The organism is Methylobacterium aquaticum, from assembly GCF_016804325.1.
In the GTDB taxonomy this organism is placed as follows: domain Bacteria; phylum Pseudomonadota; class Alphaproteobacteria; order Rhizobiales; family Beijerinckiaceae; genus Methylobacterium; species Methylobacterium aquaticum_C.
In genome coordinates, this window is the sequence record NZ_CP043627.1 from 2,597,107 (window position 1) to 2,616,938 (window position 19,832).

The 19,832-nt window shown below is 72.4% G+C and carries 17 protein-coding genes; 6 read left to right on the forward strand and 11 right to left on the reverse strand.

The genetic code is table 11. From position 1 onward, the window contains the following. The first annotated feature begins 62 nt into the window (after positions 1–62). Both gyrB and F1D61_RS11750 read left to right on the forward strand, forming a co-directional pair. Positions 63–2,498, forward strand: a complete 2,436-nt coding sequence (gene gyrB, locus F1D61_RS11745; RefSeq protein ID WP_203158027.1) for a DNA topoisomerase (ATP-hydrolyzing) subunit B — start codon at positions 63–65, stop codon at positions 2,496–2,498. A gap of 11 nt (positions 2,499–2,509) precedes the next feature. Further along, positions 2,510–3,487, forward strand: a complete 978-nt coding sequence (locus tag F1D61_RS11750; protein ID WP_203158028.1) for a phosphoribosylaminoimidazolesuccinocarboxamide synthase — start codon at positions 2,510–2,512, stop codon at positions 3,485–3,487. Between the two features lie 237 nt (positions 3,488–3,724). Here F1D61_RS11750 and F1D61_RS11755 read toward each other — a convergent pair whose 3' ends face one another. Next, positions 3,725–4,618, reverse strand: a complete 894-nt coding sequence (locus tag F1D61_RS11755; RefSeq protein ID WP_203158029.1) for a 3'-5' exonuclease — start codon at positions 4,616–4,618, stop codon at positions 3,725–3,727. A 480-nt stretch (positions 4,619–5,098) separates the two neighbouring features. Here F1D61_RS11755 and ada point away from each other — a divergent pair, with 480 nt between their 5' ends. After that, entirely contained in the window at positions 5,099–6,166 is a 1,068-nt protein-coding gene (gene ada / locus F1D61_RS11760; RefSeq protein ID WP_432443299.1) for a bifunctional DNA-binding transcriptional regulator/O6-methylguanine-DNA methyltransferase Ada, read from the forward strand. 200 nt (positions 6,167–6,366) lie between these two features. Beyond that, positions 6,367–6,582: a hypothetical protein gene (locus tag F1D61_RS11765; RefSeq protein ID WP_203158031.1), complete on the forward strand. Its 216-nt coding sequence runs from the start codon at positions 6,367–6,369 to the stop codon at positions 6,580–6,582. 22 nt (positions 6,583–6,604) lie between these two features. Here the strand turns inward: F1D61_RS11765 and F1D61_RS11770 are convergent, their stop codons facing one another. From F1D61_RS11770 to F1D61_RS11800, 7 genes are all read right to left on the reverse strand, one after another. Beyond that, entirely contained in the window at positions 6,605–7,321 is a 717-nt protein-coding gene (locus tag F1D61_RS11770) for a ribonuclease activity regulator RraA (protein ID WP_203158032.1), read from the reverse strand. A gap of 400 nt (positions 7,322–7,721) precedes the next feature. Next, a complete protein-coding gene (locus F1D61_RS11775; protein WP_203158033.1) occupies positions 7,722–8,198 on the reverse strand; it encodes a hypothetical protein in 477 nt (158 codons plus the stop codon). A gap of 78 nt (positions 8,199–8,276) precedes the next feature. Further along, positions 8,277–9,887, reverse strand: a complete 1,611-nt coding sequence (locus F1D61_RS11780; protein ID WP_203158034.1) for an ABC transporter ATP-binding protein — start codon at positions 9,885–9,887, stop codon at positions 8,277–8,279. Further along, positions 9,884–11,005 (reverse strand): ABC transporter permease, encoded by a 1,122-nt coding sequence (locus F1D61_RS11785; protein WP_203158035.1) that lies wholly within the window; start codon positions 11,003–11,005, stop codon positions 9,884–9,886. The genes F1D61_RS11780 and F1D61_RS11785 overlap by 4 nt, the downstream gene beginning before the upstream one ends. After that, positions 11,002–11,925, reverse strand: a complete 924-nt coding sequence (locus F1D61_RS11790; protein WP_203158036.1) for an ABC transporter permease — start codon at positions 11,923–11,925, stop codon at positions 11,002–11,004. Before F1D61_RS11790 ends, F1D61_RS11785 begins: the two co-directional genes overlap by 4 nt. After that, positions 11,922–13,520 (reverse strand): peptide ABC transporter substrate-binding protein, encoded by a 1,599-nt coding sequence (locus F1D61_RS11795; RefSeq protein ID WP_203158037.1) that lies wholly within the window; start codon positions 13,518–13,520, stop codon positions 11,922–11,924. The genes F1D61_RS11790 and F1D61_RS11795 overlap by 4 nt, the downstream gene beginning before the upstream one ends. 8 nt (positions 13,521–13,528) lie before the next feature. After that, positions 13,529–13,963: a GlcG/HbpS family heme-binding protein gene (locus F1D61_RS11800; protein ID WP_203158038.1), complete on the reverse strand. Its 435-nt coding sequence runs from the start codon at positions 13,961–13,963 to the stop codon at positions 13,529–13,531. A 175-nt stretch (positions 13,964–14,138) separates the two neighbouring features. Between F1D61_RS11800 and F1D61_RS11805 the strand changes: the two genes are divergently transcribed. Together F1D61_RS11805 and F1D61_RS11810 are read left to right on the forward strand one after the other, a co-directional pair. Continuing rightward, positions 14,139–14,987, forward strand: a complete 849-nt coding sequence (locus F1D61_RS11805; RefSeq protein WP_203158039.1) for a hypothetical protein — start codon at positions 14,139–14,141, stop codon at positions 14,985–14,987. Between the two features lie 36 nt (positions 14,988–15,023). Beyond that, complete coding sequence (locus F1D61_RS11810) at positions 15,024–15,983, forward strand: alginate O-acetyltransferase AlgX-related protein (RefSeq protein WP_203158040.1); 960 nt, start codon at positions 15,024–15,026, stop codon at positions 15,981–15,983. A 202-nt stretch (positions 15,984–16,185) separates the two neighbouring features. Here F1D61_RS11810 and purU read toward each other — a convergent pair whose 3' ends face one another. From purU to F1D61_RS11825, 3 genes are read right to left on the reverse strand one after another with little or no spacing between them, the layout of a single operon-like run. Further along, complete coding sequence (gene purU, locus F1D61_RS11815; protein ID WP_203158041.1) at positions 16,186–17,049, reverse strand: formyltetrahydrofolate deformylase; 864 nt, start codon at positions 17,047–17,049, stop codon at positions 16,186–16,188. Between the two features lie 35 nt (positions 17,050–17,084). Continuing rightward, entirely contained in the window at positions 17,085–17,726 is a 642-nt protein-coding gene (locus F1D61_RS11820; protein ID WP_203158042.1) for a class I SAM-dependent methyltransferase, read from the reverse strand. Then, the gene (locus F1D61_RS11825; RefSeq protein WP_203158043.1) at positions 17,723–19,591 is read right to left on the reverse strand and encodes an ABC-F family ATP-binding cassette domain-containing protein; all 1,869 of its coding nucleotides are present in this window, start codon (positions 19,589–19,591) and stop codon (positions 17,723–17,725) included. The genes F1D61_RS11820 and F1D61_RS11825 overlap by 4 nt, the downstream gene beginning before the upstream one ends. Positions 19,592–19,832: the final 241 nt, after the last annotated feature.

The window sequence follows — 19,832 nt, forward strand, 5'->3', positions numbered from 1 at the left end:
AGAAACCGGCGCCGGCGCGGGCCGCCTCCAAGGGGAGGCGCCCGCCCGCACCAGGAACCGACATGGCCGAACCCGCCCGCGATCTGACCCCCGACACCTACGGCGCCGACTCGATCAAGGTCCTCAAGGGCCTCGACGCGGTGCGCAAGCGTCCGGGCATGTATATCGGCGACACCGACGACGGCTCGGGCCTGCACCACATGGTGTACGAGGTCGTCGACAACGCCATCGACGAGGCTCTGGCCGGCCACGCGACTCACGTCACCGTCACCCTCAACGCCGACGGCTCCTGCACGGTCTCCGACAACGGCCGCGGCATCCCGACCGACATCCACTCGGAAGAGGGCGTCTCTGCGGCCGAGGTCATCATGACCCAGCTGCATGCGGGCGGTAAGTTCGACCAGAACTCCTACAAGGTCTCGGGCGGCCTGCACGGCGTCGGCGTCTCGGTGGTGAACGCGCTCTCGACCTGGCTGCGCCTGCGCATCTGGCGCGCCGGCCAGGAACACACGATGGAGTTCCGCCACGGCGACGCGGTGGCGCCCCTCGCGGTGGTGGGCCCGGCCGGCGACCGGCGCGGCACCGAGGTGACGTTCCTGCCCTCGCCCGACACCTTCACGATGATCGAGTTCGACTACGCGACGCTGGAGAAGCGCCTGCGCGAGCTCGCCTTCCTCAATTCCGGCGTGCGCATCGTGCTCACCGATGCCCGCCACGCCGAGCACAAGCGCGACGAACTCGTCTACGAGGGCGGCGTCGAGGCCTTCGTGCGCTACCTCGACCGGGCGAAGCAGGCCCAGATCGAGGCGCCGATTGTGCTGCGCCAGGAGCGCGACGGCATCGGCGTCGAGGTGGCGCTGTGGTGGAACGACACGTTCCACGAGAACGTGCTGTGCTTCACCAACAACATCCCGCAGCGCGACGGCGGCACCCATCTCGCCGGCTTCCGGGCGGCGCTGACCCGCCAGATCACCGGCTATGCCGAGTCGAGCGGGGTGACCAAGAAGGAGAAGGTCGCGCTCACCGGCGAGGATTGCCGCGAGGGGCTGACCGCGGTGGTCTCGGTCAAGGTGCCCGACCCGAAATTCTCGTCGCAGACCAAGGACAAGCTCGTCTCCTCGGAGGTGCGGCCGGCGGTCGAGGGCGTGATGAACGCGACCCTCGGGACCTGGCTCGAGGAGCACCCGAACGAGGCGCGCATCATCGCCGCCAAGGTCGCGCTCGCGGCGGCCGCGCGCGAGGCGGCGCGCAAGGCGCGCGACCTCACCACCCGCAAAGGCGCCCTCGACATCGCCTCGCTGCCCGGCAAGCTCGCCGATTGCCAGGAGCGCGACCCGTCGAAATGCGAGATCCTGCTGGTCGAGGGCGATTCGGCCGGCGGCTCGGCCAAGCAGGGCCGCGACCGCACCTTCCAGGCGGTGCTGCCGTTGCGCGGCAAGATCCTCAACGTCGAGCGGGCGCGGCTCGACAAGATGCTGTCGAGCCAGGAGATCGGCACGCTGATCACCGCGCTCGGCACCGGGATCGGCCGGGACGGCGCCCACGCCTTCAACCCCGACAAGCTGCGCTACCACCGCATCATCATCATGACCGATGCGGATGTCGACGGCTCGCACATCCGCACCCTTCTGCTGACGTTCTTCTTCCGCCAGATGCCGGAGCTGATCGAGCGCGGCCATCTCTACATCGCCCAGCCGCCGCTCTACAAAGCCCAGAAGGGCAAGACCGCGATCTACCTGAAGGACGACCGGGCGCTGGAGGATTACCTGATCGACGGCGGCGTCGACGGGGCGGTGCTCAAGCTCGCCACCGGCACCGAGTTCGGCGGGGCCCAGCTCAAGGCGCTGGTCGACGAGGCGCGCGGCGTGCGCCAGGTCCTGCACGGGATGCATTCGCGCTACGACCGCGTCGTGGTCGAGCAGGCGGCGATCGCCGGCGCCTTGCGTCCGTCGGTCGCCGGCAACCCGGCCGAGGCCGAGGTGGTGGCCGACCAGATCGCCCGGCGCCTCAACGCCATCGCCGACGAGATCGAGCAGGGCTGGGAGGGCGAGGCCAAGGACGGCGGCTACGTGCTGTCGCGGACGCTCAGAGGCGTGCGCCAGGTCGCGGTGCTCGACGAGGCCCTGATCCACTCGCAGGAGGCGCGCCGCCTCGACGAGCGGGCCGAGACCCTGAACGAGATCTACGGCGCCCCCGTCACCCTGGTGCGGCGCGGCGACCAGACCATGCTGTACGGCCCGGTCGCCCTGTTCGAGGGTATGATGGCGCTCGGCCGCAAGGGCTTGCAGCTCCAGCGCTACAAGGGGCTCGGCGAGATGACCGCCCAGCAGCTCTGGGAGACGACGCTCGACCGCGACGTGCGCTCGCTGCTCCAGGTGAAGGTCAAGGACACGACCGACGCCGACGACCTGTTCGTCAAGCTGATGGGCGACGTGGTCGAGCCGCGCCGGGAGTTCATCCAGGAGAACGCCCTCAACGTGGCCAATCTCGACGTGTGATGGTGAACCCGATGGACACGGCCGCGCTCGCGCCCTTTACCGACTACGTCCTGCCCGAGGCGACCCTGCCGGAACTGCCGGGCCATTACCGCGGCAAGGTGCGGGACAATTACGACCTGCCCGACGGGCGGCGGATCCTGATCACCTCCGACCGGTTGAGCGCCTTCGACCGGGAACTGGCGGCGATCCCGCTGAAAGGTCAGGTCCTGACCCAGACCGCGCGCTACTGGTTCGAGAAGACGCGGGACATCTGCGACAACCACGTGCTCGCCTATCCCGATCCGAACGTGGTGGTGGGCCGGCGGCTCACCATCCTGCCGGTCGAGATCGTGGTGCGCGGCTACCTCGCCGGCAGCACCGGCACCTCGGTCCTGACCCTCTACAAGGCCGGCCAGCGCGAGATGTACGGCCACCGGCTCCCCGACGGGATGCGCCCGCACGAGCAACTGCCGCAGCCGATCATCACGCCCACCACCAAGGCCGGCCACGGCGACCACGACGCGCCGCTCTCGGCCGCCGAGATCCTGGAGCGGGGCCTGCTCACCAAAGACCAGTGGCACATCCTGTCGGAGGCGGCGCTCGCCCTGTTCGCCCGTGGCCAGGCGCTGGCAGCCGAGCGCGGCCTGATCCTCGCCGACACCAAGTACGAGTTCGGCACCGATGCCGAAGGCCGGATCGTGCTCGCCGACGAGATCCACACGCCCGACAGCAGCCGCTACTGGTTTGCGAAGAGCTATGCCGAGCGCTTCGAGGCCGGCACCCTGCCGGAGAGCTTCGACAAGGACGTGGTGCGCAACTGGGTCGCGTCCCGCTGCGACCCCTACCGCGATCCGGTGCCGGAGATCCCGCCGGACGTGGTCCTGCGCACCGCCGCCACCTATGTCAGCGCCTTCGAGACGATCACCGGCGAGCGCTTCGCCCTGCCGGACACGAGCGAGCCGCCGCTGGAGCGCATCCGCCGCAACATCGCGGCCTATCTGGGGGCGTAGGCCGGGGAAAATACCCTTTAAAATCAAGCGCGGGATCCCCTCTCCCGATTGGGAGAGGGGTAGGGGTGAGGGTGGCTCGGCTTCCAACTAAAGCTGAGAGCGTCAAGCTGCGCAGCTCGACGGTTCTGGGTCATTGCGGAAGCCGAGCCACCCTCACCCCCGACCCCTCTCCCAAACGGGAGAGGGGAGGCGCGCCAAACTTTTTTACCGGCCAGCCCACCCGGCGCATGACACCCCTCACGCCTCCGGATCGGCCCGGGTCGAGAAGCGGTCGCGGGCGGTGAAGCGGTCGGCCGGCAGGCCGGAGGGCAGGGTGCCGCGGTAGATCTCCTTCGAGAGGAACGAGCGCTCGATCTCGATCTGCTCCTCGTCGAGGTCGACGTACCAGCAGCGGCGCCGGGGCGACCAGCGGTAGTTGCGGTCCTTGAGCCGGTCCTTCAACGCGATCGGGGCGTCGGAGGCCCAGAGCCGCACGGTCGGCCGCCGCGCCGCTTCCAGCAGGGCGGACAGCGCCAGGCGTCCCGAGGCGCGCAAGGGGCGGGCGAGGATGGCGAGCAGCGCCTCGCAATCGTCGATCGCCCGGTGGCCGTTGTGGAAATGGCCGTGATCGGCGAGCAGGTGGCCGAGGCGCATCCCCTCGTGGCCCTCGGCCCGCCAGGGGATCTGGTGGCACGAGCAGGCCCAGTTGCGCGAGACGAAGATCGGCCAGCGGCGCTCGCACATCTGCCGGTCGAAGCGGGCATTGTGGGCGATGATCACCCGGGCCTCGGCGGCGAGCGCCTCGACCGCCGCGTCGTCGATGCGCTGGCCGGCCACGTCGGCGTCGGTGATGCCGGTCAGGCGCACCACCGCCTCGGGGATCGGACCGGAGGGCTGGTGGAGCTGGTTGAACCGCTCGAGCACCCGGTAGATCCGGCCGCTGGCGCCGTACTCGAACTTGATGATGCCGAGCTCGATCACCTCGTCGGCGGAGACGTCGATGCCGGTGGTCTCGGTGTCGAGGATCAGCCCGACGAAGGTCGGCTCCGCGGGCTCCTCGGCCGGGGGCACGAAGGGGCCGAGACGGCGCAGCACCCGGTACTCGCCGGTGCGCTCCAGAATGGCGGCGATGTCGTCGAGCGCGTCGGTCAAGGGCGTGTCACCTCGAGGCCATCGGCGGCGGCGCCGTGTCGTTGCTTGGAGACGGATTAAACCCGTCCCGGCGGCCGGGCCAAGGGCCGGGGCGCCACGCTCCACCGTATTCGCATCCGGCAAACGAACCGTCGCCGCCCCGGAGGTTGGCCCCCACGACGAAAAGCCCCGCCGCCTCGCGGCAGCGGGGGAGTCGAGGAGATCCGAGAGACGAGCGCCGCGCCGGCAGGGGAGGAATGGGCCGGGGAGCGCACCGGACCGGTCCCGAGGCCGTCCGACTGCAGGCCCAACATCCCGCCGCTGGGTCGGTTTCCGGTGCAGCACCGATAAACGCGCCTGGGATAAACCTGCGGCAAGACGAGCCTTGGAATTCGATCGCAAGCGCCGGGATGCGTGGAGCGGCGGGCCGGGCGAGGATGGCGCCATCGCCGCAACAGGGAGGCAGACACGATCATGCGCAACCCGGATCCCGACCTCGCGATGATCGGCACCGTCCCGCCCCTCGACGACGCCGCGCGCTTTTCAGCCATCGCCCGCCGCGACCGGGCGGCGGATGGCCGCTTCGTCTACGCGGTGCGCACGACCGGGGTATACTGCCGCCCGAGCTGCGCCGCCCGGCCGGCCCGGCCGGAGAATGTCAGCTTCCACCCGACCTGCGCGGATGCGGAGGCGGCGGGCTTCCGGGCCTGTCTCCGCTGCCGGCCGAACGCGGCGAGCCTCGTCGAGCGTCAGGCCGAGGCGGTGGCCCGGGCCTGCCGGGCGATCGAGGCGGCGGAGACCGTGCCGGCGCTCGCCGACCTCGCGGCGGCGGCGTCCATGAGCCCCTGCCACTTCCACCGGGTGTTCAAGCAGGTCACCGGGGTGACGCCGCGGGCCTATGCGGCGGCGCGCCGCGCGGCGCGGGCGGCCGAGGGGTTGCGGCAGGCCGGCACGGTCACGGCGGCGATCTACGAGGCCGGCTACGGCGCGGCGAGCCGGTTCTACGCCGCGGCGCCGGCCCGCCTCGGCATGACGCCGACGGCCTACCGGCGCGGCGGGGAGGGCGCGGCGATCCGCTTCGCGGTCGGCGCCTGCTCGCTCGGCCACGTCCTGGTGGCGGCGACGGGGACCGGCGTGTGCGCGATCCTGCTCGGCGACGATCCCGACGCCCTGGTGCGCGACCTCCAGGACCGCTTTCCCAAGGCGGCGCTGACCGGGGGCGACCGCGACTTCGAGGCGGTGGTGGCGCAGGTCGTCGGCCTCGTCGAAGCCCCCGGGCAAGGCGCGGCCCTGCCCCTCGACATCGGCGGCACCGCCTTCCAGCAGCGGGTGTGGCAGGCCCTGCGGGCGATCCCGCCGGGGCGGACCGCGACCTATGCGGAAATCGCCCAGGCGATCGGCGCGCCGAAAGCCGCCCGGGCGGTGGCCCTGGCCTGCGGCGCCAACCCGATCGCGGTGGCGGTCCCGTGCCACCGGGTGGTGCGGCAGGACGGGAGCCTCTCGGGGTATCGCTGGGGCGTCGCGCGCAAGCGGGCGCTGCTCGACCGGGAGCGGGAGGACCGGACCTGACGGGCGGCTTAAGGCCCCGGACGGGGCGACATCATCCGAACGGCCTAAGCCTTCCTTTAAGGAAGACGCGACGGAATTTGCGGGGGGTACGGATCGACGGGCCGGGAGCGGCGTTCTCTCATCGACCCCTTCCGCAAAGGTTGCGGCCCGGGGTCGAGGAAACACCCACAGCGCGAGCCTCCCCCTTGGAGCGCAAATCCATGTCGTGCCGCCACAACGCCGTCGCTCCCCTGCCGCACATGATCGCGACGGCGCCGTCGCACCTGCGCAAGTGGCGCCGCTACCCGCGGATGCTGCCGCCGGCGGCGAACGACAACGTCCGTCCGGGCAGCGTCGCCGAGGCCGGCCTCTGGGCCGCGGCCCTGGGGGCCACCGCCACGGTGATGGCTGTGCTGCTCGTCGGGATGATGGTGTGAGGACGGTGCCTCAGCGTCCGGTCTAGCGTCCGGTCTTCTCGCGCCAGGCGGCGAAGTCGGCCTTGGCCTGCTCGTCGATCAGCGGATAGAGGCCGATCACGCCGCGGCCGTTCTGGACCTGCTCCAGCACGAAATCCTCGAACACCGTCATCTCGGCCGCCTCCGCGGCGACCTCGTCGGCGATCTCCGCCGGGATGACGATCACCCCCTCGGCATCGCCCACCACCACGTCGCCGGGAAAGACCGCCACGTCGCCGCAGCCGATCGGCACGTTGATGTCCAGCGCCTGGTGCAGGGTCAGGTTGGTCGGGGCCGACGGGCGGTTGTGGTAGGCCGGGAAGGGCAGGGCGCCGATCTCGGGCGAATCGCGAAAGCCGCCATCGGTGACGACGCCCGCCGCGCCCCGCTTCATCAGCCGCGTCACCAGGATCCCGCCGGCGGAGGCCGCGCGCGGGTTCTTGCGGCTGTCCATCACCAGCACCGCACCCTCCGGGCACTGGTCGACGGCGACGCGCTGCGGGTGGGTCGGATCGCGGAACGCCGCCAGCGTGTTCAGGTCTTCGCGCGCCGGGATGTAGCGCAGGGTATAGGCCTCGCCGACCATCGTCCCGGCCTGCGGGTTGAGGGGGCGCACGTCCTGGATGACCTGGTTGCGCAGGCCGCGCTTGAACAGGGCGGTGGCCAGGGTGGCGATGCTGACGGTCTTCAGCGTCGCGCGGGTCTCGGGGCTCAAGGACATCGGGGCTCTCCGGTCGGGGGCGAAGCCGGAGCGAGGGGAGCGACGCGAAGGGACCGTGCCGCCCGCCTCGAATCCTCCCCGCCGCACCGGGCGGCTTCGCCGCTCCGCGGCCGCCGGTCGGGCAGCCTGTGACGCCGCATTGAAGCACTGATGTTTTAGTACATCAACCGGGATGTCGTGGTTCGGCACGCCGCCCTGAACCCTCCCCCTTTGCGGGGGAGGGTGGCGAACGCAGTGAGCGCAGCGGGACGAAGTCCCGCCGAGAGGGGCAGCGCAACGCTGATCCAGGGAGCGCCCGTCAGACCGGCTCCGCCATATCCGGAAGCGCCGCCCCCTCTCCCGCCCGGCTCCGCCGGGCACCCTCCCCCGCAGAGGGGGAGGGTTCAAGGCGGCGCACCAGTTACTTATTGCGGGGGGCCGGAGGCGGCGGCGGGGGCTCCTCAGCGCTCTCGTCGGGCTCGCCGCCGCCGATGGTGGATTTGAGCGCGAAGGCGACCAGCGGGCTCGCCACGTCGACCACCTCGGCCTTGGTCAGGCCGTCCTTCGGATCGTAGCTGCCGACCAGCATCACGGTCCGGTTCTCGGTCTTGGCGAGGTCGAGGCCCTCGCCGGAGACGGCCATCGGCTTGCCGGCGATCTCGTCGGCCTTGCGGTCATTGGTGAACAGCACCGTGACCTTGCCGTCCTTGACCACGCCGACGTAGCAGGTCTCCTCCGGCGTGCGGCAGGGAAACAGCATCGCGGCGGTCGGGTCGGGCGCCGGCGTCTCCTTCGGCGGCGGGGGCGGCGGTGCCTTCGGGCCCTTCGGGGCCGGCTGCGCGGCGGCCGGAAGAGAGGCCGTGAGCGCGAGCATCGTGAGGGCGAGCGCAGGGCGCATCAGTCTCTTGTCTCCAGAAATGCCCCATCGGAAGGCGCGAAGTGGCGCCGCGGCACCCGGGCTTCAAGAGCCCCGGGCTCACGCCTGCGCGAGGCTGCCCGGGAGGCCACCGTCCAGATCGGCCGCCGCCACCAGGGCCCGGGTATAGGCCTCGCGCGGGCGCGCCAGCACCGCATCGGTCGGGCCGCGCTCGACCTCGCGGCCCGCGCGCAGGACCAGCACGGTATCGGCGAGCGCGCGGACCACCGCGAGGTCGTGGGAGATGAAGAGGTAGGCGAGGCCGTGCGCGCCTTGCAGATCGCGCAGCAGGGCGACGATGTCGCGCTGCACCGTGCGGTCGAGGGCGGAGGTCGGCTCGTCGAGGACGACGAGGCGGGGCCGCAGGATCATCGCGCGGGCGATGGCGATGCGCTGGCGCTGCCCGCCCGAGAAGGCATGGGGGAAGCGGTGGCGCCAGGCGGGATCGAGGCGCACCTCGGCGAAGGCCTCCGCCGCCCGGGCGTCGCGCTCCGCCGCGGACAGGTGGGGGGCGTGGACCCGCAGGCCCTCCGCCACGATCTCGCCGGCGGTGAGGCGGGGCGAGAGCGAGCCCATCGGGTCCTGGAACACCGGCTGGAAGCCCCGGCGCAGGGGCCGCAACGCGGCGCGGTCGAGGCGGGTGAGGTCGCGGTCCTCGAACCGCACCAGGCCGTGGGCGGCGGGTTCGAGGCGCAGCACGGCCCGGCCGAGGCTCGACTTGCCCGAGCCCGATTCGCCGACGATCCCGATCGTCTGGCCGGCCTTCACGTCCAGGTCGATGCCCGCGACGGCAAGGCGCGGCGGACCGGCCCGCAGCCAGTGGCGCCGGCCCGGATAGGCGACGGACACAGCCCGGGCCTCCAGCACCACGGGGGCGCTCTCCGGCACCGGCTCCTTTCGCCCGGCGGGCTCGGCGGCCAGCAGGTCGCGGGTCTCGGGCGCCTCCGGATCGCGAAACAGCCGCCCGGTCGGGCCGGTCTCGACGAGGCGGCCGGCGCTCAGCACCGCCGTCCGGTCGGCGATGCGCCGCACCAGCCGCAGGTCGTGGGTGATGAACAGGAGCGCGAGCCCCAGACGCCGCTTGAGGTCGGCGAGCAGCGCCAGGATCTGCGCCTGCACGGTGACGTCGAGCGCCGTGGTCGGCTCGTCGGCGATGAGCAGGTCCGGCTCGCAGGCCAGTGCCATGGCGATCATCACCCGCTGGCGCTCGCCGCCGGAGAGCTCGTGGGGAAAGGCCGAGAGGCGGGCGGCGCCGTCGCGGATCCCGACGAGGCCGAGGAGGTCGCGCGCCCGCGCCATCGCCTGGCGCCGGGTCATGCCGCGATGGGCGCAGAGCGGCAGGGCGATCTGGTGGCCGATGGAGAAGAGCGGGTCGAGGGCCGTCATCGGCTCCTGGAACACCAGGCCGATCCGGGCGCCGCGGATCCGGTCGAGGGCGGGGCGCGCCAGTCCGGTCATCTCGGTGGCGTCGAAGCGCACGGACCCGGAGACCTGCGCCCCGGGCGGCAGCAGGCCCAAGGTGGCGAGCGCCACCTGGCTCTTGCCCGAGCCCGATTCGCCGACCAGGGCCAGGGTCTCGCCGCGGGCGAGATCGAGGTCGAGACGGTCGAGGGCGGTCACCCCGGCGGCCGGATAGCGCACCGTGAGGCCGCGCAGGGACAGGAGGCTCATGCCCCCTCCCGCGGGTCGAGGGCATCGCGCAGGCGTTCGCCGAGCAGCGTCAGGGCGAGCAGGGTGGCGACCAGGAACGAGGCCGGCACGACCAGCATCCAGGGCGCGCTCTCGAGGGAGCGGGCGCCGTCGGCGATCAGCACGCCCCAGCTCGTCGCCGGCTCCTGCACGCCGAGGCCGAGGAACGACAGGAAGCTCTCGAGCAGGATCACCCGCGGCACCATCAGGGCCGCGAAGGCGACGACGGTCCCGAGCAGGTTCGGCACCACGTGCCGGCGCAGGATCGCCGCGGTGGTGAGACCCAAAGCCTCCGCCGCCCGGACGTAGTCGCGCCGGCGGATGGCCAGCGCCTCCGCCCGGACGATGCGGGCCATGTCGAGCCATTCGACGGCGCCGACCGCGACGAAGATCAGCGCCACCGAGCGGCCGAAGAACACCACCAGCATGATGACGAAGAACACGAAGGGCAGGGAATACAGGATGTCGACGAAGCGCATCATCGCCGCGTCGATCCGCCCGCCGAGCGTCCCGGCGAGCGCCCCGTAGGCGACGCCGATGCCGAGCGCCACCGCCGTCGCCATCAGGCCCAGGGCCAGCGACAGGCGCCCGGCCACGAGGGTGCGGGTGAGGAGGTCGCGCCCGAGCGAATCGGTGCCGGCGAGGAAGCGCAGGGAGCGCAACGGCGCCTCGACGGTGAGCCGGCGCCCGCCCTCGGAGCGCGCGACCTCGCGGGCCTCGCCGAAGATGTCGGAGCGGGAGAAGAAGGTCAGGACCCGCGGGTCCACCGGTGTGTCGGCGGCGAGCGTCAGGCGGACCGCGTCGCCGGTCACGCTCACGTCCTCGGCCCGCACCCGCATGCGGAAGGCGATCCGGTCGAGGGCCGGGCGCACGGCCTGCGGCGTCGGATAAAGCGCGAGCGAGGGCGGGGTGCCGGGATAGTCGTAATAGAGCCGGTCATAGGCGTGGCCGGTGAGGAACGGGCCGACGAGGCAGGCGAGCGTCACGAGGAGGAGCAGGCCCGCGCTCGCCCGCGCGAGACGGTCACCGAGGAGGCGCCGCCGGGCCCGGGCGAGGAGCGAGGCCTCGGCGAAGGCGTGGCTTGCCGCGGACCGGCTCACCGGAAGTCCCTGAGCCGCGGATCGACGAGGGCGCAGAGGAGGTCGGAGACGAGGTTGAGCACGAGGACGAAGACCGCGATCAGCACCACCGTGCCGAGCACCAGCGTGTAGTCGCGGTTGATCGCCCCGTCGACGAAGTAGCGCCCGACGCCGGGCAGGCCGAACACCGTCTCGACCACCACCGAGCCGGTGAGCAGCCCCGCCGCCGCCGGCCCGAGATAGGACACGACCGGAAGCGCCGCGCCGCGCAGCGCATGGAGCGCCAGGATCCGGGGCGGGAGCCCCAAGGCCCGCAGGGTGCGCCAATGCGGCCGGTCGAACACCTCGCCGAGGCCGGCCCGGGTCAGCCGCGCGATCACCGCCACCTGCGGCAGCGCCAGTGTGACGACCGGCAGGACGAGGTGGCTCGGATCGCCCCCGTCCCAGCCGCCGACGGGGAGCCAGCGCAGGGACAGCCCGAAGGCGATCTGGAGCAGCGGCGCGACCACGAAGCCCGGCACGGTGAGCGCGAAGGTGCCGAGGACCGTCACCGCGTGATCGAGGGCGGATCCGCGCCGCAGGGCCGCCACGGCGCCGAGCCCCGTGCCGAGGAGGAGCGAGACGGCGAGCGCGAGGCCCCCCAGCGTCATCGAGACCGGCAGGCCGCGGGCGAACAGCTCCGCCACCGAGAGGTCGCGCACCGAGAAGGACGGCCCGAGATCGCCCCGGGCGAGCGCCGCGAGGTAGCGGCCGTACTGGACCAGGAGCGGCTGGTCGAGGCCGTAGACCCGGCGCAGGTTCTCCATCGCGGCGGCCGGCAGCGGCCGCTCCAGGTCGAACGGCCCGCCGGGGGCGAGCCGCACCAGGAAGAACGACAGGGTGACGACGATGAAGAGCGTCGGGACGGCCTGGGCGAGGCGGCGCAGGATGGGAGCGATCATGCGAGCGACAGCCATCGCGTCGGCGAGACGCCGCGCAGATTGGGCATGAATCCGCGCAGGCGCGGGCCGATCAGGTGCTTGTGCCGGTAATGCAGCAGCGGGATCCAGGGCAGGTCGGCGAGGAAGAGCTCTTCCGCCCGGTGGAGGATCCGGGCCCGGGCCTGAAGGTCGGTCTCGCGGGCGGCGTCGCGCATCAGGGCATCGTAGGCCGGGCTGGCGTAGCGGCCCGAATTGAAGCCGTCGTTGCCGCTCTCGACCAGGAACAGGAAGTTCTGCGGGTCGGCGTAATCGGCGATCCAGCTCATCCGGGCGAGGTCGAACGGGCCGCCGTCGCGCAGGTAGGCGAAATGGGTCTTGGCGTCGGTGGCGGCGAACGAGGTCGCGACGTCGAGCGGCCGCCACATGTCGGCGATCGCCACCATGGTGTTCCGGTTGTTGTCGGTGATGTTGGTGCGCAGCTCGACCGCGAGCGGCTTCCCCCCCGGGCCGTAGCCGGCCTCGCGCAGGAGCGCGACCGCCGCGTCCTCGCGCTCGAGCGGCGAGAGGTCCCGGCCCGGCATCGTGGGCGGCGGCAGCGCGTTGTCGAGGCCGGCGGGGGTGAGGGAATAGGCCGGCAGCATCGTTTCGCCCCACACCGCCTCGGCCAGGAACTCGCGGTCGAGGGCGAGCGACAGGGCGCGGCGCACCCGCACGTCGTCGAGGGGGCGCTTGCGCAGGTTGACCATCAGCGCGAGCACGCCGAGGGCGGGAGTGAGCACCACCTTGTCGCCGAAGCGGGATTTCAGCGCCTTGACCTGGTCGGCGGGCAGGTCGTCGAGGGAATCGATCTCGCCGGCGGCGAATCGGCGCACCGCGGCGGCGAGGTCCGGCGTTGGGATGTACTCGACCTGGGGGATCGCGATCCCGGCGGCGTCCCGGAAATGCGGGTTGCGGACCGCCGTGATGCGGTCGTTGGGGGAGAAATCCTTGAGGACGTAGGCGCCGTTCGACACCAGGTTGCCGGGGCGGGTGAAGGCGTCGCGGTGACGGGCCAGCGACGGCCGGTGGACCGGCGTGCTCGCCTGGTGGGTCATCAGCTCGACGACGTAGGGGGTCGGCTGCGCGAGCCGGATCACCACCGTCAGCGGGTCGGGGGCCGAGACCCCGACCGCCTCGACCGGCATCGCCCCGCGATTGACCGCCTCGGCGTTGCGGATCGGCGCCAGCACGCTGGCGTATTTCGCCCCCGTCGCCGGATCGAGCATGCGCCGGAAGCCGTGCACGAAGTCGTCGGCCACGACGGGATCGCCGTTCGACCAGCGCCCGTCGGGGCGCAAGCTGAAGGTCCAGGTCAGGCCGTCGGCGGAGGTGGTCCAGCCGGCGGCCGCCCCGGGCATCAGGCTGCCGTCGGGGCCGTAGGTGCTCAGGCCCTCGTAGAGGTCGAGGAGGATCGTCGCCTCGGACAGCGTCGAGGTCTTGTGCGGGTCGAGGGTCTCGGGGTCGGCGCCGTTGCCGCGCCGGTAGACCGGGGGGCGACCGTGCGGGCCGGCGGCCCGGGCGGGGGCCGCCGCCAGGGATGCGGCGCCCAAGCCCGCGAGGAAGTGCCGGCGCCGCACGGGGCGGCTCAGGCGCCGGTCTCGGCCTGGAGCCCGGCGGCGGCGATCCCGGCGAGCGCCGCCTTCTCGTCGTTGTCGGAGGTGTCGCCCGAGATGCCGACGGCGCCGACGAGAAGGCCGTCGCGCTTGATCAGCACGCCGCCCGGGACCGGGATCAGGCCGGCGGGCCCCGCCACATGGGTCACCGCGGCGACGAAATAGGCCTGCTCCTCGGCCCGCTTGGCGATGGCCCGCGAGCCGATGCCGAGCGCCAGCGCGCCGTTGGCCTTGCCGGTGGCGATCTCGGACCGCTTGAGGCTGGTCCCGTCCTCCACGCCCGCCGCCTTGAGGGCGCCGCGGGCATCGAGCACCACCACCGCCAGGGGCTTCAGCCCGAGCTCGCGGCCGGCCTTCAGGGCGGCGGTGACGATGGTCGAGGCGGCGTCGAGGGTGAGGTCGGACATGGCCTTTGGGAACTCCGGTTCGTCGTGCCGGCGAGAGGACCGCCGTCGGGGATCCCCGCGGCTTAGCGCGCCGGGCCGGAGGATACCAGCGAGGCGGGCGGGCGCCGGCGCCCCGCGTTGCCGCACCGGGACCGCCGTGATACCGGCCCGCGCACCATCGGCGCCTGACGAGGACATGTCGGACCACGACCCCGCTGCCGCAGGCCTCCCCGAGGACCTGTACCTCACGCACACGATCGATGTCCCGGGGCACGGGACCCTGGCCGGCGAGATCGACCTGCGGGACGATTTCTCCGCCTTCCTCGGCCACGTGCCGCTCCGCGGCAAGCGGGTGCTCGATGCCTGCGCGCTCAGCGGCTTCACCAGCTTCGCCATGGAGGCCCTGGGCGCCGAGGTGGTGTCCTACGACCGGGCCGAGGGCCGGCACTGGGACCTGGTGCCGTTCTGCGACGGGGCGCCCCCCTCCCACCTCGTGCCGCTGCTCGACGCGCATCAGGCCCGGATCGCCCGCGCCTACCGCCTCTGCCACGCGGCGCTCGGCTCCCGGGCCGAGCGGGTCGAGGGCGACCTCTGCGCCATCCCCGAGGCGATCGGCCCGGTCGACCTCGCTCTGGTCGGGGCGCTGGCGCATGTCCGCGACCCGTTCCGGGCGCTGCACGGCACGCTGCGCCTCGTCCAGGAGACCGCCCTGGTCACCGGCACGCTGCCGCGCCGGCGGTGGTTCGATCCCGGGCGGCTCGTCGAGGAACACTGGCCCGGGGGAGGACGGCACGGGCCGTTCTGGCGCGAGCGCCTGGCGGACCGGCGCTCGGACGCCCCCCTGGCCTTCCTGCCCCGGAGCGGCCAGGGCAACCCGTTCGCGGCCTGGTGGCAGATCCCGCCGCGGACGATCGTGCGCTGGCTCCACGTCATCGGCTTTTGCGAGACGCGGATCGCCTATCACCGCCGCCCGCTCGCCGGCCGGATGCGCACGCTCTACGCGGTGGTCGGCCGCCGGACGCAGGCGAACCACGCGGCGCTCTGAGACAAGTCCGACGGTCCGGGCAGAAAGCTTGAGGCAATGTTCCATATCGGTCGGGACGGCTGGCTGTTCCTCACCGTCGGCACCAACCGGGCGGCGGATCTCTACGCCAACACGCCGGAGGTGTGGCGCATGCTGCGGGGCTGGCGCCGGCTGCTGCTGACGCGGGCCGCGAAGGCCGGGCGGCTCGGCACCCGCTACCTGCACCTGTCCTCGCCCGAGAAGCTCAGCGTCTACGACCACCGCTTCTCCGAGCCCGGCCCGGTCCGGGCGGCGCGCTCGCCGGCGCGCCGGCTGGGGCGGATCCTGCGCCTCTCGGGGACGGGGCGCCGGCTCTGGGTCGATGCCCTGACGCCGCTCAGGGCGCAGCGCGACGCGGCGGAGCTGTACTACCGCACCGACACGCACTGGACCGCGGAGGGCACCTTCGTCGCCTACCGGGCCGTCTGCGCGGCCTGCGGCGCGGCGCCGATCGACGACCTCCTGGCGACGCGGCCGGCCCACGCCGTCACCCGCGTGATGGATCTCGGCGAGAAGCTGCAATGGCCGGTCGCCGAGACCTCGACGATCCGGGCGATCCGCCGGAACGCCCGGGTCGCCGAGGAGGGCCGCCTCTACGCCCTGGCGGAAGCCCACCCGGAGCTTGCCCTCCATACCGGCGTCCGGGTCCGGTTCCGCAACGCCGACCCGGCGGCGGATCCGCGCTCGGTGCTCCTCTTCGGCTCGTCCTATTCGGGCTACGGGGCTCTGGGGCTCACCAGCATGCTCGCCGAGACCTTCCGGCGCGTCGATTTCGTCTGGTCGGCGGAGGTCGACTGGGCCCTCGTCGAACGCCTGCGCCCGGCGATCCTGCTCACCGAATCGGCCGAGCGCTACATGGCCCGGCTGCCCGACGACGAGGCCTTCGACGCCGGGCGCTACGAGGACGAGAAGGTCGCCCGGCTCGCCGCCGAGCATCCGGGGCTCGAGATCCCTAAGCAGATTTCGCCGACGTGGTGACCGGTTCGGCGCGAAAAATCTGCGCCAGAACAAGAACCTAAGCGGGCGAAGCGTTGGCCTGCCAACGCAAGTCTGCTTATACCAATGGCCCAAGATGCTGACGCATCGGGCCATTGAGTCATCTCGAATTTTCTATGCCATGCCAGAGGCTTGACGAAAATTCGAGAACGGAACCAAAGGTCGTTTCCAACGACCGTTGGTATTAGTCGGTAAAGACCACCGTCTTGCGGCCATTGGCGATCACCCGGTCCTCGAGCACGTAGCGGACGGCACGGGCGAGCACCCGGCGCTCGATGTCGCGGCCCTTGCGCACCAGGTCCTCGGGGGTGTCGCGGTGCGAGATGCGCTCGACGTCCTGCTCGATGATCGGCCCCTCGTCGAGGTCGCCGGTGACGAGGTGCGAGGTGGCGCCGATCAGCTTCACGCCGCGCTCGTGGGCCTGGTGGTAGGGCTTCGCGCCCTTGAAGCCGGGCAGGAACGAGTGGTGGATGTTGATGCAGCGGCCCGAGAGCTTGTGCGAGAGGTCGTCCGACAGGATCTGCATGTAGCGGGCGAGCACGACGAGCTCGGCCCCGGTCTCCTCGACGAGGCGCCACAGGGCGGCCTCCTGCTGGGGCTTGGTGTCCGGCGTGATCGGCAGGTGGTGGAACGGCACGCCGGCGAGATCCGCCGCGCCGTAGATCTCCCGCGGGTAGTTCGAGACCACCGCGCAGACCTCCATCGGCAGTTCGCCGATGCGCCAGCGGTAGAGGAGGTCGTTGAGGCAATGGTCGAAGCGGGAGACGAGCAGCATCACGCGGCGGCGCTCGGCCCGGTCGCGCAGGGTCCAGTCCATGCCGAAGCGCCGGGCCACCGCCTCGAAGCCCTGCGCCAGCGCGTCCCGCCCCGGCGCGCCCTGCACCGGGTTGAACACGATGCGCATGAAGAAGCGGCCGGTCTCGACGTCGTCGAATTGCTGCGCGTCGAGGATGTTGCAGCCGGCCTCGAACAGGTAGGCCGACACGCCGGCGACGATGCCCGGGACGTTGGTGCAGGAGAGGGAGAGGACGTAGGAGGAGGTGGTCATGACACTCGGGCCGGAAACGACGATCGGTCCCCGCCCTAGGCGATCGTCCCGGGCGCGTGAAGCCCCTCCCGGACGAAGGCGACCCGGTCCCAGGTCACGCCGGGACGGCCGAGCTGGGCATCCTCGTCCGTCCGGCACAGGATGCAGCGCAGGCCGTGCGCCCCGGCGAGGTCGATCGTCTCGGCCGCCGACACGTCGAACATCCGGCGCCCCGGCGGTACCGGGCCGTGGCGCAGCGACAACGCCATCACGCCGCCCGCCCGCAGCAGGGCGGCGAGGCGCGGCATGGCGCGGTGGCGCTCGGTCGCGTCGAGATGCATCCAGACCGCGGTGAGCATCACGACGTCGAAGGTCCCGCTCCGTCCGGCGAGACCGGCGAGGTCCGGCAGGCCGTCGTCCCGCCAGTCGATCAGCGGGGAGGGGTGCAGCACCACCGCCTGCCGGCGCAGCTCGAGCGTCGGCTCGACGGCGGTGACGCGATAGCCGAGGGCGGCGAAGCCCGCCGCATCGCGCCCGGTCCCGGCGCCGACATCGAGGACGTGCGCCGGCGGCGCGGGGAGCAGCGGCAGGATCGCCGCGTGGATCTCCGCGAAGGCGATGCTCTCGTATTGCGAGACCAGCCGCTCGGCCTCGGCGGCGTAGCCGGCAATGCCCCGGGGCGCGCTGCCGTCCGTCACGCGTCCGCCTCCAGTTCGCCGCTCACCATCAGCCACTCCTCCTCGGCGCTCCCGAGCGCCGAGGCGGCCTCGGCGCGCATGCGGGCGAGCTCGCCGGCCTTGGCGGCGTCGGTGCGGAAGGCGGTGCCGTCGGCGAGCGCCGCGTCGATCTTGGCGATGGCGGCGGAGAGCTTCGCCATCCGCGCCTCCACCGCCTCGAGCTTGCGGCGCAACGGCGCCAGAGCCGCCCGGCGCTCGGCATTGGAGCGGCGCTCCACCGCCTTGGCGCCGCCGGTCGATTCCGGGGTCTTCGCGGTCTCCGTCTCCGGGCCGGCGAGCACCAGGCGGCGGTAATCGTCCATGTCGCCGTCGAAGGGCTTCACGGTGCCGTTGCGCACCAGCCACAGCCGGTCGGCGCAGGCCTCGACCAGGAAGCGGTCGTGGCTCACCAGGATCACCGCGCCCTCGTAGTCGTTGATCGCCTCGACGAGGGCCTGGCGGCTCTCGATGTCGAGGTGGTTGGTCGGCTCGTCGAGGATCAGGAGGTGGGGGCCGTTGAAGGCGGCCAAGCCCATCAGCAGCCGCGCCTTCTCGCCGCCCGACAGCTGCGAGACCGGGGTGTCGGCCTTGTGGCCGGGAAATCCGAGGCGGGCGGCGGCCGCTCTCGCCTTCGCCTCCGGCACGTCCGGCATCAGGTCGCGGACATGGGCGTAGGCGCTCTCGGCCGGGCGCAACTCGTCGAGCTGGTGCTGGGCGAAATACGCGACGTTCATCTTGCCCCAGCGCCGCACCTCGCCCGAGAGCGGATCGAGCCGGCCGCCGATGAGCTTGCAGAAGGTCGACTTGCCGTTGCCGTTGGCCCCCAGCAGCGCCACCCGGTCGTCGGGGGCAAGCGTCAGGTTGAGGCCCGTGAGCACCGTGCGGTCGGGATAGCCGGCCTGGACCCGCTCCATCGCGACGAGGGGCGGCGAGAGGGCGCGTTCCGGGCTCGGCAGGTGGATCACCGGCACGTCGTCCTCGATGAGGGCGGCGATCGGCTCCATCTTGGCGAGCCGTTTCATCCGCGACTGGGCCTGGCGCGCCTTGGTGGCCTTGGCCTTGAAGCGGTCGACGAAGCTCTGGAGATGGGCGCGCTCGGCCTCCTGCTTCACCCGGGCCTTGGCCTGGAGCATGCGCTTCTCGGCGAGCTGGCGGGCGAACGAGGTGTAGCCGCCGCGATAGAGCGTGGTCTTGCCGCGATCGAGGTGGAGGATGTGGTCGACGGAGGTATCGAGCAGGTCGCGGTCGTGGCTGATGATCAGCGCGGTGCGCGGATAGCGCTCGAGATAGTCGTAGAGCCAGAGCGTGCCCTCGATGTCGAGGTAGTTGGTCGGCTCGTCGAGGAGCAGCAGGTCCGGCTCGGAGAACAGCACGGCGGCGAGCGCCACCCGCATCCGCCAGCCGCCGGAGAAGTCGGAGCAGGGCCTCCCTTGCGCCTCCGCATCGAAGCCGAGGCCGTGCAGGATCGCGGCGGCCCGGGCCGGCGCCGAATGGGCGTCGATGTCGACGAGCCGCGTCTCGATCTCGGCCCGGCGCAACCCGTCGGCGGTCTCGGCCTCCTGCATGAGGCGCGTCCGCTCGGTATCGGCGGCGAGCACGACCTCGTGCAGGGTCTCGGGGCCGGCCGGCGCCTCCTGCGCGACGCCGCCGATCCGGGTGCCCTTCGGCAGCCCGATCGCGCCGCCCTCCGTGGGGATCTCGCCCTGGATGATCCGGAACAGGGTGGTCTTGCCGGCGCCGTTGCGCCCGACGATCCCGACCCGCGCCCGCTCGGGCAGGGCGAAGCCGGCTTGGTCGAGGATCAGGCGGTCGCCGATCCGGTAGGTGAGGTCGTTCACGCGGAGCATGGCGGCGTTGTGGGGGCGGCGAGCCGGCGAGGCAAGGGGAGAGGAGCGGGGGGAGAGAAGAAGGAGCGGGGCGGAAGGAGCCGCCCGGCCGCCCCCGCTCGTCGGGCCCGGGGCGGCGGTCCCTCGAATGCCTGGGCCGGAATCCCCGCGGGATCGCATCGGCCGGTCGTCCCGGCGCGGCTGCGCCAGCGGGCGTCTCGGGGCGATCACCCCTGTGCCGCTCGCCAAGCCTCTCGCCAAG

Excerpts from the sequence above, each read along its gene's own strand:
- F1D61_RS11800 (WP_203158038.1), bottom strand. The coding sequence starts at position 13,963 with ATGTCCGACCTCACCCTCGACGCCGCCTCGACCATCGTCACCGCCGCC.
- F1D61_RS11775 (WP_203158033.1), bottom strand. The coding sequence starts at position 8,198 with ATGCGCCCTGCGCTCGCCCTCACGATGCTCGCGCTCACGGCCTCTCTT.
- F1D61_RS11780 (WP_203158034.1), bottom strand. The coding sequence starts at position 9,887 with ATGAGCCTCCTGTCCCTGCGCGGCCTCACGGTGCGCTATCCGGCCGCC.
- ada (WP_432443299.1), top strand. The coding sequence starts at position 5,099 with ATGATCGGCACCGTCCCGCCCCTCGACGACGCCGCGCGCTTTTCAGCC.
- F1D61_RS11825 (WP_203158043.1), bottom strand. The coding sequence starts at position 19,591 with ATGCTCCGCGTGAACGACCTCACCTACCGGATCGGCGACCGCCTGATC.
- F1D61_RS11765 (WP_203158031.1), top strand. The coding sequence starts at position 6,367 with ATGTCGTGCCGCCACAACGCCGTCGCTCCCCTGCCGCACATGATCGCG.
- F1D61_RS11810 (WP_203158040.1), top strand. The coding sequence starts at position 15,024 with ATGTTCCATATCGGTCGGGACGGCTGGCTGTTCCTCACCGTCGGCACC.
- gyrB (WP_203158027.1), top strand. The coding sequence starts at position 63 with ATGGCCGAACCCGCCCGCGATCTGACCCCCGACACCTACGGCGCCGAC.
- F1D61_RS11770 (WP_203158032.1), bottom strand. The coding sequence starts at position 7,321 with ATGTCCTTGAGCCCCGAGACCCGCGCGACGCTGAAGACCGTCAGCATC.
- F1D61_RS11750 (WP_203158028.1), top strand. The coding sequence starts at position 2,510 with ATGGACACGGCCGCGCTCGCGCCCTTTACCGACTACGTCCTGCCCGAG.
- F1D61_RS11790 (WP_203158036.1), bottom strand. The coding sequence starts at position 11,925 with ATGATCGCTCCCATCCTGCGCCGCCTCGCCCAGGCCGTCCCGACGCTC.
- purU (WP_203158041.1), bottom strand. The coding sequence starts at position 17,049 with ATGACCACCTCCTCCTACGTCCTCTCCCTCTCCTGCACCAACGTCCCG.
- F1D61_RS11805 (WP_203158039.1), top strand. The coding sequence starts at position 14,139 with ATGTCGGACCACGACCCCGCTGCCGCAGGCCTCCCCGAGGACCTGTAC.